The 14,022-nt window shown below is 69.8% G+C and carries 12 protein-coding genes; 4 read left to right on the forward strand and 8 right to left on the reverse strand.

The window, feature by feature from the left end:
* Window positions 1–2: 2 nt before the first annotated feature.
* The gene (gene cseC, locus OG580_RS15715; protein ID WP_267044297.1) at window positions 3–1,325 is read left to right on the forward strand and encodes a two-component system sensor histidine kinase CseC; all 1,323 of its coding nucleotides are present in this window, start codon (window positions 3–5) and stop codon (window positions 1,323–1,325) included.
* A 178-nt stretch (window positions 1,326–1,503) separates the two neighbouring features.
* Here cseC and OG580_RS15720 read toward each other — a convergent pair whose 3' ends face one another.
* Window positions 1,504–3,093, reverse strand: a complete 1,590-nt coding sequence (locus tag OG580_RS15720) for an MDR family MFS transporter (protein ID WP_267044298.1) — start codon at window positions 3,091–3,093, stop codon at window positions 1,504–1,506.
* A 97-nt stretch (window positions 3,094–3,190) separates the two neighbouring features.
* Here OG580_RS15720 and OG580_RS15725 point away from each other — a divergent pair, with 97 nt between their 5' ends.
* Window positions 3,191–3,754 (forward strand): TetR/AcrR family transcriptional regulator, encoded by a 564-nt coding sequence (locus OG580_RS15725; protein WP_267044299.1) that lies wholly within the window; start codon window positions 3,191–3,193, stop codon window positions 3,752–3,754.
* 7 nt (window positions 3,755–3,761) lie between these two features.
* Here OG580_RS15725 and OG580_RS15730 read toward each other — a convergent pair whose 3' ends face one another.
* Entirely contained in the window at window positions 3,762–4,475 is a 714-nt protein-coding gene (locus tag OG580_RS15730; RefSeq protein ID WP_267044300.1) for a M23 family metallopeptidase, read from the reverse strand.
* A gap of 477 nt (window positions 4,476–4,952) precedes the next feature.
* Here OG580_RS15730 and OG580_RS15735 point away from each other — a divergent pair, with 477 nt between their 5' ends.
* Window positions 4,953–7,697, forward strand: coding sequence for an NACHT domain-containing NTPase (locus tag OG580_RS15735; RefSeq protein ID WP_267044301.1), 2,745 nt, complete (start codon window positions 4,953–4,955; stop codon window positions 7,695–7,697).
* Between the two features lie 73 nt (window positions 7,698–7,770).
* Here the strand turns inward: OG580_RS15735 and OG580_RS15740 are convergent, their stop codons facing one another.
* Window positions 7,771–10,293: an ATP-dependent Clp protease ATP-binding subunit gene (locus OG580_RS15740; RefSeq protein WP_267044302.1), complete on the reverse strand. Its 2,523-nt coding sequence runs from the start codon at window positions 10,291–10,293 to the stop codon at window positions 7,771–7,773.
* A gap of 472 nt (window positions 10,294–10,765) precedes the next feature.
* On the opposite strand from OG580_RS15740, the gene OG580_RS15745 reads away from it, so the two are divergent.
* The gene (locus tag OG580_RS15745) at window positions 10,766–11,362 is read left to right on the forward strand and encodes an SCO3374 family protein (protein ID WP_267044303.1); all 597 of its coding nucleotides are present in this window, start codon (window positions 10,766–10,768) and stop codon (window positions 11,360–11,362) included.
* On the opposite strand, the gene OG580_RS15750 is transcribed toward OG580_RS15745, so the two are convergent.
* From OG580_RS15750 to OG580_RS15770, 5 genes are all read right to left on the reverse strand, one after another.
* Complete coding sequence (locus OG580_RS15750; RefSeq protein WP_267044304.1) at window positions 11,341–11,676, reverse strand: Lsr2 family protein; 336 nt, start codon at window positions 11,674–11,676, stop codon at window positions 11,341–11,343. The genes OG580_RS15745 and OG580_RS15750 overlap by 22 nt on opposite strands.
* A 191-nt stretch (window positions 11,677–11,867) precedes the next feature.
* Window positions 11,868–12,413, reverse strand: coding sequence for an amino-acid N-acetyltransferase (locus tag OG580_RS15755; RefSeq protein WP_267044305.1), 546 nt, complete (start codon window positions 12,411–12,413; stop codon window positions 11,868–11,870).
* A 9-nt stretch (window positions 12,414–12,422) separates the two neighbouring features.
* On the reverse strand, window positions 12,423–12,875 hold the full coding sequence (locus tag OG580_RS15760; protein ID WP_267044306.1) for a BlaI/MecI/CopY family transcriptional regulator: 453 nt from the start codon (window positions 12,873–12,875) through the stop codon (window positions 12,423–12,425).
* 257 nt (window positions 12,876–13,132) lie between these two features.
* A complete protein-coding gene (locus OG580_RS15765) occupies window positions 13,133–13,312 on the reverse strand; it encodes a hypothetical protein (RefSeq protein WP_267044307.1) in 180 nt (59 codons plus the stop codon).
* A 14-nt stretch (window positions 13,313–13,326) separates the two neighbouring features.
* A complete protein-coding gene (locus tag OG580_RS15770) occupies window positions 13,327–13,920 on the reverse strand; it encodes a hypothetical protein (protein WP_267044308.1) in 594 nt (197 codons plus the stop codon).
* Window positions 13,921–14,022 lie beyond the last annotated feature (102 nt).

The raw sequence follows: 14,022 nt of genomic DNA on the forward strand, positions 1-14,022 counted from the left end.
CCGTGAAGCCTCTCGCCCTCCGTACCGGGGTCCGCTGGAAGATCGCCGTCGCCATCGCGGCCGTCGGCGCACTCATCGCGGTCACGCTGAGCGTCGTCGTCCACAACGCCGCCCGCATCTCGATGCTCGACAACGCGCGCGAGGTGCAGATGGAGCGGCTGCTCTTCGCCCAGCGGATGTACGAGACGTCGAAGCCGAAGGAGCCCCGCTTCGGCACGAAGATCAACGACCCGGCGCTGCCGCCTCAGCTCGACCAGCTGATGCGGGACCGGCGGCGCGGGACGTACGTGCAGGAGCACCGGCACGGCGGGCCGCCCGACGTGTGGGCCGCCGTCCCGCTCGCCAACGGCGACGTGCTGTCGCTGCACATCCCCTTCGCCGACCGCAGCACGGCGATCATGAACGATCTGGACCGGGCGCTCGTCATCGGCTCGGTCTCGGTGGTGTTCGGAGGCTGTGCGCTCGGCGTGCTCATCGGCGGCCAGCTCTCGCGGCGGCTGCGGAAGGCCGCCGCCGCGGCCGGGCGGGTCGCCCAGGGCAACACGGACGTACGGGTACGGGACGCGATCGGCGGGGTCGTCCGGGACGAGACCGACGAGCTGGCCCGGGCGGTCGACGCCCTGACCGACGCGCTGAACGAGCGGATCGAGGCCGAGCGCCGGGTCACCGCGGACATCGCGCACGAGCTGCGCACCCCGGTGACCGGCCTGCTCACGGCGGCCGAGCTGCTTCCGCCGGGCCGGCCGACCGAGCTCGTACGGGACCGGGCGCAGGCGATGCGGACGCTGGTCGAGGACGTCCTGGAGGTGGCCCGGCTCGACAGCGCGTCGGAGCGGGCCGAGCTCCAGGAGATCTCGCTCGGCGAGTTCGTGGAGCGGCGGGTGCGGGCGCTCGACCCGGAGGTGGTCGTCCGGGTCGTCCACGAGTCCTGGGTCAACACCGACCCCCGACGCCTGGAGCGCATCCTGGGCAACCTGCTGGCGAACGCCGCCAAGCACGGCAAACCGCCGGTGGAGGTCACCGTCGAGGGCCGGGTCGTGCGCGTCCGCGACCACGGTCCGGGCTTCCCGGAGGCGCTCCTCAAGGAGGGCCCGAGCCGGTTCCGTACGGGCACGAGCGACCGCGCGGGCCAGGGCCACGGCCTGGGGCTGACGATCGCCGCGGGCCAGGCGCGGGTGCTCGGCGCCCGGCTGACCTTCCGGAACGTGGCCTCGGCGACGGCCCCGGAGGGGGTGGGCGGCGCGATCGCGGTGCTGTGGCTGCCGGACCACGCGCCGACGGCCACGGGCAGCTTCCCGGTGCTGCGGCTGTCGGGCACGCCTTAGGGCCTGGCGGGCGGATCAAGCGCGACCCCGGCCATGATCCGCCGGGCACCCCCTGTCCGCCGGGCACCTCCTGTCCGCCGGGCACCCCCTGGCTCTTGCCGATCCGGCCGGACACCCCGGGGAGTACGGCAGTGGGGCCGGTCCTGGAATGGACCGGCCCCACAGTCGTACCCGAGGGTCAGACCGATTCGGCGACCTTCGGGGCGTCGTCGTCCGCCGTCGGCTTCGACGGGGCTGCCGCCGGTCCCGCGCCGCGCAGCGCCACCTCCTTGACGAAGAAGGCGAGGGCGAAGCCGAGGACGGAGACGGCCGCGGCGACCAGGAAGGCGGAGTGGGTGCCGACGGAGACCGCGTGCTGGTACGCCTCGCGCAGCGCCTCCGGCAGCTTGGCCAGGCTTGCCGCGTCGAGCTGGGCGGTGTGCTCGGTGAGCCCGGATCCGCCGCGCGCCGCCATCTCGTCCTGGACCCGGCTCGTGAAGAGCGCGCCCATGATCGCGACGCCGAAGGAGGAGCCGAGCGTCCGGAAGAGGGTGGTGGAGGACGAGGCGACGCCCATGTCCTTCATCTCGACGCTGTTCTGCGCGACGAGCATGGTGATCTGCATGAGGAAGCCCATGCCGGCGCCGAGGAGGGCCATGTAGACACCGGAGGTCAGCCGCGAGGTGCCGGTGTCCATCTGTGAGAGCAGGAAGAGTCCTGCCGTCATGAGGACGCCGCCGACGATCGGGAAGATCTTGTACTTGCCGGTGCTGGTGGTGAACCGGCCGACGAGCAGCGAGACGACCATCATCGACATCAGCATCGGCAGGAGCAGGAGGCCGGAGTTGGTGGCCGAGGCGCCCTGGACGGACTGCTGGAAGATCGGCAGGTAGAGGACCGCGCCGAACATCACGAAGCCGGTGATGAAGCCGATCAGGGACATCAGGGTGAAGTTGCGGCTGCGGAAGATGTGCAGCGGCATGATCGGGTCCTCGGCCTTGGTCTCCACCCACAGGAAGGCGGCGAGGGCGGCGAGGCCGGCGACCGTGAGGCCGATGATGTTGGCCGAGCCCCAGGCGTACTCCGTACCGCCCCAGGTGGTGACGAGGACGATCGCGGTGATGCCGACGGTCAGCAGTGCGGCCCCGGCGAAGTCGATCCGGGTGCCCGCGGCGCGCTGCTTCTTCGGCAGGTGCAGGACGGTGGTGACCATGGCGAGGGCGACGGCGCCGAGCGGCAGGTTGATGTAGAAGGACCAGCGCCAGCCCCAGTGGTCGGTGATGGTGCCGCCGACGAGCGGGCCGCCGATCATGGCGAGGGCCATGACGCCGGCCATCATGCCCTGGTACTTGCCCCGCTCGCGGGGCGGGATCAGATCGCCGATGATCGCCATGACGCCGACCATGAGGCCGCCGGCGCCGAGGCCCTGGATCGTGCGGAAGCCGATGAGCTGGCCCATGTCCTGGGCCATGCCGCTGAGCGCCGAGCCGATCAGGAAGATCACGATCGAGGTGAGGAAGACGCCCTTGCGGCCGAACATGTCGCCGACCTTGCCCCAGAGGGGGGTGGAGGCGGCGGTGGCCAGGGTGTAGGCGGTGACGACCCAGGAGAGGTGCTCCAGGCCGCCGAGCTCACCGACGATCGTCGGCATCGCGGTGCCGATGATCATGTTGTCCAGCATCGCGAGCAGCATCGCGATCATGAGGGCGAGGAGGACGACACGGACGCTGCGCGCCGGCGGCGCCTTCCCCTCGGCCGCTTGCCCCATCTCGGTGGTCGCCATCGCCATCCCCTTACTTGCCGCCCGGCTAGTTACTAGGATGGGGACGGTAGACCCGTAACTTGCCGGTCGTCAAGTAAGTAAAAGTCGGAGAGCGAGAGCAGTCATGGCCCAGGCACGAGGCAACACCCGCCAGCGCATCCAGGACGTGGCCCTCGCGCTCTTCGCCGAGCAGGGCTACGAGAAGACCTCGCTGCGCGAGATCGCCGAGCACCTCGATGTCACCAAGGCCGCGCTCTACTACCACTTCAAGACCAAGGAAGACATCATCATCGGCATCTTCCAGGACCTCACCCGGCCCGTGGACGAGCTGATCACCTGGGCTCGGGAGCAGCCGCGCACGCTGGAGGTCAGGGAGGAGATCCTGCGCCGCTACCAGGCGTCCCTGATCAGCGCGTACCCGCTGTTCCGCTTCATGCAGGAGAACCAGGCGGCGGTCCGCGAGCTGAGCATCGGCCTGACCTTCAAGGAGCGGATGCTCGAACTGAGCGGCCTGATCCAGGAGCCCGACTTCGCCGTGCGCGACCGGGTGCGCTGCGTGAGCGCGATCTTCACGCTCCACGCGGGGATGTTCTTCATGGACAACGTCGAGGGCGACTCCGAGGAGAAGCGCGAAGCCGTCCTCGAGGTCGCCCTCGATCTGCTGAACCAGGCCCACGGGGCCAAGTAGCGGGAGCTTAGATGCTCACGCCGTGCGACCGCAGGAAGGCGGCCGGGTTCACGGCGGTGCCGTAGTTCGGGGTCGTACGGATCTCGAAGTGCAGGTGCGGGCCGGAGGAGTTGCCGGTGTTGCCCGAGAGGGCGATCTGCTGGCCGGCGCCGACCTTCTGGCCGACGTTCACCTTGATCTTCGACAGGTGGGCGTACTGCGAGTACGTGCCGTTGGCGTGCTTGACGACGATCGCGTTGCCGTACGCGGGGCCGTCGCCGCCACCGTTCGGACCGGCCTTCACGACGGTGCCCGCACCCGCGGCCTTGACCGGGGTGCCGACCGGGACGGCGAAGTCCTGGCCGGAGTGCTTGTGGGACCACATGGCGCCGCCCTGGTTGTAGCTGGCGGTGAGGGTGTACGAGGTCACCGGCTTGACCCACGAGGGGGTCGCCTTCTTGACGGCCTTCGCGGGGGCGGCCTTCGCGGCGGTCGCCTTCTGCACGGCGGCCTTCGTGGCGGCCGCCTTCTGTGCGGCGGCCTTCACCTGGGCGGCGACGTGGGCCTGGGCCTCGGCCTGGGCGGCGACGGCGGCGGACGCGGTCACGGCGACCGGGGCGGCGGCCTTGCCCTCGGCGGCGAAGGCGGACCCTGCTCCGGCCACCATCGACGCTCCCAGACCGGCGACGGTGAGAGCGACGGCGGTGACACGGGCGGCGGGGTTCATAACGCGCTTCGACATACGGGGGAAAACCTCCGGGGAAGTACGGGACCCGACGCGAACGGTGCGTGGCGCCGGGCTTGCTCATCCTTGGTAACCCGGACCCCCGCCCAGCCCAAAACACCCCATCTACGACATTGCGTCGTAGCGATCTCCGGGGGAGATCGACCCTTGACGGCCTTGGCTTCAACTCCTGAAACCGGACATACCGCCACAAGGAAACCCGTTTAACCGCACGTCGAGGGGGGCCGGAACTGCCCGAAAGGCCGCTCCCCGCCCGGTTCGGGACCCTTCAGGCCCAAAGTCCCGACGGTTGATCCCTGAACGTCCCGAATCACCACCAAAGGTCGCCACTATTCCGGTTAGTACCCCTCGAAACGCCTGTGCGCCTTGTCACCCGGCGCCGACCGCCAATGGGACCTGGGTCACGCAACCGAGCCGTCCGGAAGGCCGTCCCGCACTACGCTGACCGCTTCGGGGACCCACGGGGGGACACACATGGAACCGGCACTCATCGGCACGCGCCTCGCCTCAGCGGCGATCGGCCCACTCCTGAAGAAACTGCTGGTCAGCGATGGTCCAGGGGCGGGGCTCACGGGGAAGGCGGCCAAGATCCGGCTGTCCGGCCTCGTCTCCTTCCGCGGCGAGAAGCGCGCACTGACCGAGAAGGACGTCCACGGGCTCGCGGAGACGCTGGTCGAGCGCTCCCTGGGCGAGCGCGGGGAGGCCCCGTTCCCCGCCGACGAGACCGAGGCCGTGGCCCACACCCTGGGGACGACGCTTCTCGCCCTCGGCGAGCTCGACATGGACGACGTCCAGGCCGTCCGCCTCGGCCACCGCGACCTCGCCCGCCGCCTGCGCGCGGCGGCCCCGGCCCCCGACGGCCTCTCCACCGACTCGGTCCTCTACCTGGAGTCGATGACCGAGTGGGCCTGCCTCCACATCCTGGAGTTCTTCACCCAGCGGTCCACGTTCATCGCCCGCAGCCTGGTGGAGCAGACGCGCGGCCAGACGGAACTCATCGCGAAGATCGACGAGGTCATCCGCCGGACGCCGAGGACGGACGGCCGCGACGCGGAGTTCGAGCGCCGGTACCTGGCCCACCTGGCGAAGAAGCACGGGCGCCTCACCATCTACGGCATCGACCTGCACGACTCACCGGACCGGTGGCCGCTGGACGTGGCGTATCTGTCGCTGGAGGCGACGGGCGAAGGCGGCGCGGCGGACGGCGCGAGGGACGGTGCGGCGGACGGGCTGCTGCCCCCGCCGCACGAACCCGTCCCCCTCCGCGCCGACCTCGCCCTCGCCCGGCACGACAAGGTCCTCCTGCGGGGACTCGCCGGCGCGGGCAAGACGACGCTCGTGCAGTGGCTGACGACCTCCGCGGCGGCGGAGAAGCCGACGGACGGCATGGGCTACCTCTACGGCCGCGTCCCGTTCGTCCTCCCCCTGCGCACCCTCACCCGCCACGGCGAGCGGCTCCCCTCCCCCGACGGCTTCCTCTCCGCCGCCGGCTGCCCGCTCACCCCGCCCGAGGGCTGGGCCGACCGTGTCCTGGCGGCCGGACGGGGCCTGGTCCTCGTGGACGGCATCGACGAGATCCCCGAGGCCGAGCGCGGCCGGGCCCGGGACTGGCTCCGCGGTCTCCTCGACACGTACGAGGGCAACCGCTGGCTCGTGACCTCGCGCCCCACGGCCGTACGGGACGACTGGTTGGCCCCCGAGGGCTTCACCGAGCTGGCCCTCTCCCCCATGACCCGGGCGGAGGTCGCCACCTTCGTACGCCGCTGGCACGAGGCCGCCGGGCCGGAGGCCGCACCGTACGAGCAGCCGCTCCTCGACGCGCTGCGCACCGCCGAGCACGTCGCCCAGCTCGCCACCAACCCCCTGATGTGCGGTCTGATCTGCGCGCTCCACCGCGACCGGCGCGGCTTCCTGCCCCGTGGCCGCAAGGCGCTCTACGAGGCCGCCCTGTCGATGCTCCTCTCGCGCCGCGACCGCGAGCGCGACATGGGCGCCCCGTCCGGGCTCGTGCTCGACGAGGCCCCGCAGATCCAGCTGATCCAGCGGCTCGCGTACTGGCTGACGCTGAACGGCCGGACGACGCTGGACCGCGCCCACGCGGAGACGCTCGTCGCGGAGGCTGTCCCGGCGGTCCAGGAGGCCTCGGCGTACACCCCGGACGCGGTCTTCACCCATCTCCTCCACCGCAGCGGCCTGCTCCGCGAGCCGACGGCCGACACGGTCGAGTTCGTCCACCGCACGTTCCAGGACTATCTGGCGGCCAAGGCCCTCGTGGACCGCTGGGACATCGGCGTCCTGGTGCGGCACGCGGCGGACGACCAGTGGGAGGACGTCATCCGCATGGCGGTGGGCCACGCGCGCCCGCGCGAGTGCGCGGAGATCCTCCGCGAGCTGCTGGCCGCGGCGGACGCGACGGAGGACCGCCGGATCCGGCTGCGGCTCGTGATCCTGGCGGCGACTGCCTTGGAGCACGCGACGGAGGTGGCCCCGGAGGTACGGCAGGAACTACTGGCCCGCACGGCGGAGGTGATCCCGCCGCGCACGCCCATGGAGGCACGCGAGCTGGCCAGGGTGGGGCGCCTGGTCCTCGACCTCCTGCCGGGCCCAGAGCGACTGCGCGATCCGGAGGCCCAGATGGTGGTGACGGCGGCGACCCATGTCGCCTCCGACACGGCGATTCCCTACCTGGCTCGGTTCGCCGGTCACCCGTCCATCGTCGTCCGGTCCCAGCTCGTCTGGTCGTGGTCTCGGTTCGACACGGAGCGGTACAGCGAGGAGATCATCGCGCGACTTGACCCAGACGGGCTGGACTACACCCTCACGAACGACGACCAGGCCGCCGCGCTGGTGCGGATCAACCTGCGACCCGACTGCCTTGACATCCGGGATGGGCTCACGACGATCGGAATCAGGCTCCTAAGGCCACTGCTCCCCCATGTGCGAGAGCTCCGGCTGCTACACGAGGACTTCGGCTCACTACTCCGTGAGCTGTCCGACCTCCGCGTGTCCCAGGTGAAAGAGCTCCATCTGCGGGTCACATCCGGCGCACCCGCCTTCGAGGAGATCGCTCGTACTTTCCCCCGACTGCGCGAGCTCCACTTGTACGGCAATGACCAACCCACTCCGTACGACGTCGCGGCGCTCGGGCCCCTTCGAGAGCTGACCGTTCTCAACACCTACGGCACCGAACGGGGCAGGAGCACCCACATCGTCACGTAACACGGAAAAGGGGCGGCCCCGGAACCATCAGGTTCCGGGGCCGCCCCTTCAGCGCTACCGGCTCAGCGGAGCGTCACGCGTCCTTCGAGAGGTTCGGGCCGGTGCCGCCCGTCGCCTCGATCGGCGGGGCGTCCGGCAGTGCCGACTTCTCCTCGCCACGGAACGTGAACGCACGCTCCTCGCCCTCGCCCTCCGTGTCCACGACCACGATGTGACCGGGGCGCAGCTCGCCGAAGAGGATCTTCTCCGACAGCGTGTCCTCGATCTCGCGCTGGATCGTCCGGCGCAGCGGCCGGGCGCCCATCACGGGGTCGTAGCCCTTCTTGGCGAGCAGCTCCTTCGCGGACTGGGAGAGCTCGATGCCCATGTCCCGGTCCTTCAGGCGCTCGTCCACGCGGCCGATCATCAGGTCGACGATCTGGAGGATGTCGTCCTGCGTCAGCTGCGGGAAGACGATGATGTCGTCCACACGGTTGAGGAACTCGGGGCGGAAGTGCTGCTTCAGCTCGTCGCTGACCTTCGCCTTCATCCGCTCGTAGTTGGACTTCGTGTCACCCTGGGCCGCGAAGCCGAGGTTGAAGCCCTTCGAGATGTCCCTGGTCCCGAGGTTGGTGGTCATGATGATGACCGTGTTCTTGAAGTCCACGACCCGGCCCTGGGAGTCGGTCAGACGACCGTCCTCCAGGATCTGGAGAAGGGAATTGAAGATATCGGGGTGGGCCTTCTCGACCTCGTCGAAGAGGACGACGGAGAACGGCTTGCGGCGCACCTTCTCGGTGAGCTGACCGCCCTCTTCGTAGCCGACGTATCCGGGCGGCGAACCGAAGAGCCGGGAAACCGTGTGCTTCTCGCTGAACTCCGACATGTCGAGGGAGATCATCGCGTCCTCGTCGCCGAAGAGGAATTCGGCGAGGGCCTTCGAAAGCTCGGTCTTACCGACACCGGACGGACCGGCGAAGATGAACGAGCCACCGGGGCGCTTCGGGTCCTTCAGACCGGCTCGCGTACGACGGATCGCCCGCGAGAGGCCGATGACGGCGTCCTTCTGCCCGATGACGCGCTTGTGGAGCTCGTCCTCCATGCGGAGCAGGCGGCTGGACTCCTCCTCGGTCAGCTTGAAGACCGGGATGCCGGTGGCGGTCGCGAGGACCTCGGCGATCAGCTCGCCGTCGACCTCGGCGACGACGTCCATGTCGCCGGCCTTCCACTCCTTCTCCCGCTTGGCCTTCGCGGCGAGGAGCTGCTTCTCCTTGTCCCGGAGAGAGGCGGCCTTCTCGAAGTCCTGCGAGTCGATCGCGGACTCCTTGTCGCGGCGGACGCCGGCGATCTTCTCGTCGAACTCGCGGAGGTCCGGCGGCGCGGTCATCCGGCGGATGCGCATCCGGGAGCCGGCCTCGTCGATCAGGTCGATCGCCTTGTCCGGGAGGAAGCGGTCCGAGATGTACCGGTCGGCCAGGGTCGCGGCCTGGACGAGGGCCTCGTCGGTGATGGAGACCCGGTGATGGGCCTCGTACCGGTCGCGCAGACCCTTGAGGATCTCGATGGTGTGCGGCAGCGACGGCTCGGCGACCTGGATGGGCTGGAAGCGGCGCTCGAGGGCCGCGTCCTTCTCCAGGTACTTCCGGTACTCGTCGAGCGTGGTGGCACCGATGGTCTGGAGCTCACCGCGGGCCAGCATCGGCTTGAGGATGCTGGCGGCGTCGATCGCGCCCTCGGCGGCACCCGCACCCACGAGGGTGTGGAGCTCGTCGATGAACAGGATGATGTCGCCGCGGGTGCGGATCTCCTTGAGGACCTTCTTCAGGCGCTCCTCGAAGTCACCGCGGTAGCGGGAGCCGGCGACCAGCGCGCCGAGGTCCAGGGTGTAGAGGTGCTTGTCCTTGAGGGTCTCGGGCACCTCGCCCTTGACGATGGCCTGCGCCAGGCCTTCGACGACGGCGGTCTTGCCGACGCCGGGCTCGCCGATGAGGACCGGGTTGTTCTTGGTGCGGCGGGACAGCACCTGCATGACCCGCTCGATCTCCTTCTCGCGCCCGATGACCGGGTCGAGCTTGGATTCGCGGGCCGCCTGGGTGAGGTTCCGGCCGAACTGGTCCAGGACCAGGGACGTCGAGGGCGTGCCCTCGGCAGGACCGCCGGCCGTGGCGGCTTCCTTGCCCTGGTAGCCGGAGAGCAGCTGGATGACCTGCTGCCGCACCCGGTTGAGGTCGGCGCCCAGCTTCACGAGGACCTGGGCGGCGACGCCCTCGCCCTCGCGGATCAGGCCGAGCAGGATGTGCTCGGTGCCGATGTAGTTGTGGCCGAGCTGGAGGGCCTCACGGAGCGAGAGCTCCAGGACCTTCTTGGCACGAGGAGTGAAGGGGATGTGCCCGGACGGGGCCTGCTGCCCCTGTCCGATGATCTCCTCCACCTGCTGGCGGACCGCCTCGAGCGAAATCCCGAGGCTCTCCAGGGCCTTAGCGGCGACACCCTCACCCTCGTGGATAAGGCCCAGAAGGATGTGCTCGGTGCCGATGTAGTTGTGGTTGAGCATCCGGGCTTCTTCCTGAGCCAGGACGACAACCCGCCGCGCGCGGTCGGTGAACCTCTCGAACATCGTTAATCGCTCCTCAGAGCGGTCAGTCAGTTAGGGGTCGATCCCCTCCCTGTCCTTCCGCAGCTTAGTCCCGCAAGCGGGGACCGCTCATTCCAACTGCCGACATCCGTCCGGATCACCCCTCTTCCGCGGGGAGACCTGCCGCCGAACAACCGACAAATGCTCCAACCCGATGGTGCGAGATGATGTTCCCGCAGGCCAAGTAGTTAGCCGCGCCTTGAGTACGCCGATGGCGAACGTGAGACGCCGAAGCCCGCGAGTCGACCCTCTCCACTAGGAATGTCTTACCCGTAAGCACTGACACTCCATGCGGCACACCCCGGTTCCCTCCGCTACCAGCGAACACCCTTGCGCTGCCGAATGCGCCCGTACGCCCCATCACGGACACCTTGCGCGTGCGGAGCGGGACGTACCGTCACCGCGGACACGCCGGGGGCGTAACCAAGAGGCCTTCGCGGGAGTTGCGCCGGGCATGGCCCTCACCGTCCCGCCTCCCCGCTCGCCGCTCGACGGCGGTCTGGCGCGGTGGTACGAGGACGAGCTCGGCTGGGCGGCGGTGGCGGGACCCCCGGTCCAGCTGGTCACGGGGCTGCGCTTCGACGTCCTCGAGCTGCCCGCCACGGCCGGCCGTGGCGTCCTGCACCGGATGGGTGCGGCGACGGGGCCGGTCGCCCTCATGGGGCGCCGGATGCGGCTCCTCGTGGCCGCGGGGAGCGCGGAGGAGCTGCCGGGGCTGCTCGACTGGCTGGAGTGGGGCGGGATCTCGCTGGATCTCGCGATGCTCGGCACCGACGGCCGGATGACCGCGCCCCTTCCCCCGGGGAGGGGCGGTTCCGGCACGCCGGGTGCCGCTGTGTGGCTGCGGCCGCCCGTGCCGGGGCGCGAGGTCGAGTCCTCGCTTCCGGCCCTGCGGTCCGCGCCCTGGGGCGGGGGCGATGCGGGCGCCCCCTGTCTGGTGCGGCTCGTGACCGCCGCCGCGGTGGAGTGCCACCGGGCGCGGCTGCTGAGTGCCCGGACCCGTGGTCCGGCGCCCCAGCAGCTGTCGCCTCAGCGGTTCGCGTCCTCGTAGGCGGCCTTCACCTTCGCCGGGACACGACCGCGGTCGTTGACGTCGTGACCGTTCTCCTTGGCCCACGCGCGGATCTTCGCGGTGTCGGGGCTGCCGCCCACGGCGACCCGGCCCTTGCCACGCGTGGTGGCGCTGCGGCCACCGGTGCGACGGCCGCTCTTGGTGTACGGCTCGAGCAGGCCACGGAGCTTTTCCGCGTTGGCGGTGGTGAGGTCGATCTCGTAGGTCTTGCCGTCCAGCGCGAACGTCACCGTCTCGTCCGCCTCGACGCCGTCGAGGTCGTCGACAAGAAGGACCTGAACCTTCTGTGCCACCGGATTTCCTTTCATCGAAAATGCAGTACGCGGAAAGGAAACCGCTTTTCCCGGAAAAACACAAACCCCTGGGAGAGGTTCAGAACCCCGGCAACGCGGGAAACGTGCGCGATTCGGACATAGGGATCGACATCGGGATCGACATCGGGATCATCTAGGGGATCGCCTTGGGATCGCCGCGGGGTTCCGGGTCACAGGTGCAGAAGCATCCGACTGTTGCCCAAGGTGTTCGGCTTCACTCGTTCGAGACCGAGGAACTCGGCGACTCCCTCGTCATAGGAACGAAGGAGCTCGCTGTAGACATCTCCGTCGACCGGGGTCTCGCCGATCTCGACGAAGCCGTGCTTCGCGAAGAAGTCCACTTCGAAGGTCAGGCAGAATACCCGCCGCACCCCGAGCCATCGGGCCGTCTGCAACAACTTGCCCAGCACCTGATGTCCTACGCCGGCTCCCTTGAACTCGGGATCGACGGCGAGAGTACGGACTTCCGCGAGGTCTTCCCACATGACGTGCAGAGCGCCACAACCGACGACCTCGGCGTCCTCGTCGCGTTCCGCGACCCAGAACTCCTGGATGGACTCGTAAAGGGTCACGGTCGCCTTGTCGAGAAGGATCCCGCGCTGAACGAAAGGATCGACGAGACGGCGGACCGCGGCGACATCACTGGTGCGGGCCCTGCGTACGGTGACGGCTTTGGCGGGGGCCGCGGAAGCGGCCGGGGAAGCAGACGGCGACATGGGGGGACGCTATCGCTCCCGGCCCCCGGATCCCTCGGCACCCTTGCCCTGCTTGTCGCCCTTGTCGCCCGCGGCCTCTTCGGGCGGGGCGGGGACGGGGTTGTCACGCTGGACGATCCGGATGGCGTCGTTCAGCGCCTCCCGCTGGTCCTGCGACATCATGCCGAAGAAGGCGACGAGAGCGGCGGCCGGGTTGTCGCTCTGGGCCCAGGCCTCGTTCATCAGAGCGGCCGAGTAGGCGGCCCGGGTGGAGACCGCCGTATACCGATAGGCGCGGCCGTCGACTTCCCGGCGCACCCAGCCCTTCTGATGGAGATTGTCCATGACGGTCATGACGGTGGTGTAGGCGATGGACCGTTCCTGCTGGAGGTCTTCCAGAACTTCCCGGACGGTCACCGGGCGGTTCCATTGCCAGACGCGCGTCATGACGGCGTCCTCAAGCTCTCCCAATGGGCGGGGCACAGTGCCACCTTAGTTCGCAAAGGGTTGATAAGAGGTTATTTACCTGAGGAAACCCAACAAAAAGGACGCACGACCTCGAAAGGTCGCACGTCCCGGTGATGCGGGGGCCGTCGGTACGGGGTCCCCGGCGCGGGCCTCTTCGGCGCGGGCCTCTTCGGCTCGGGCCTCTTCGGCTCGGGCCTCTTCGACTCGGGCCTCTTCGGCTCGGGCCGCTTCGGCTCGGGCCGCTTCGGCTCGGGCCGCTTCGGCTCGGAGCCTCAGGAGGTCGCGGCGCCGTCCGCCTGACGGGTGGCCTCGGCGCGGGCGATGGCGGCGTCGACGACCGCGTCTTCCTTGGCCTTGTTCGGGCCGCCCTGGCTCTTGACGATCGTGACGACGAGGCCGATGAAGAACGCGGCCATCACGACGGGGGGCAGGAGCGCGGATACGTAGTCCATGCCGTCCAGAGTAGCTATCCGGCGACCCGCTCCTCGGGCGGGGGCGGGGGTACGGGCCTTCGGCGCGGCGGGAACACCTCGGAGGGCTTGGGCACCGGGCGGTCACCCGGGGTCGGCCCGGACGGCGGGTTCGGCTTCGGCCCGTCCACCGCCGCGCGTCCGCCGGGGAGGGCGAGCAGCCGGGCACGGGGCGCGATCGCCGCACCGACGGGCACGGCGGATCCCGTCGCCTGGGAGACCCGGGCGAGGCGTGTGCGTACGGAGCGCTCGGCGAGGATCCGGCAGCGCGTGAGCAGCTCGGCGGCGGCGGGGCTGGCGCGCAGCGCGCGCAAGGCGGCGAGGTCGTCGACCCCGGGGTCGTACCCGCCGGCCAGGGCCTCCCGGAGGAGCCCCAGATAGCCGGTGAGCGAGCCGGGGAGGGCCTCGCGGTAGCGGGCCAGGTCGTCGAGGAGGAAGGCGCGCAGCCGGCCGGCCTCGCGTACCGCCTCGTCCACGGAATCGGCCAGGCGCAAGCAGTCCTGGACGTCCTCGTCCTGGAGGGGGGCAGGGTGGAGGGCGATGGCAAGGGCGCGGCGGAGCACACGCAGCTCGTCCGCACTGAATGCCATGCCGCCGCGAGATCCGTATGGCGTGGGCATGGGCCGACACTACGCGCTAATCGGACAATTTCCTCTTAGCGATCATTCCGGCGCGCCGGAATGATCGCTACG

Source organism: Streptomyces sp. NBC_00094, from assembly GCF_026343125.1.
Taxonomy (GTDB): domain Bacteria; phylum Actinomycetota; class Actinomycetes; order Streptomycetales; family Streptomycetaceae; genus Streptomyces.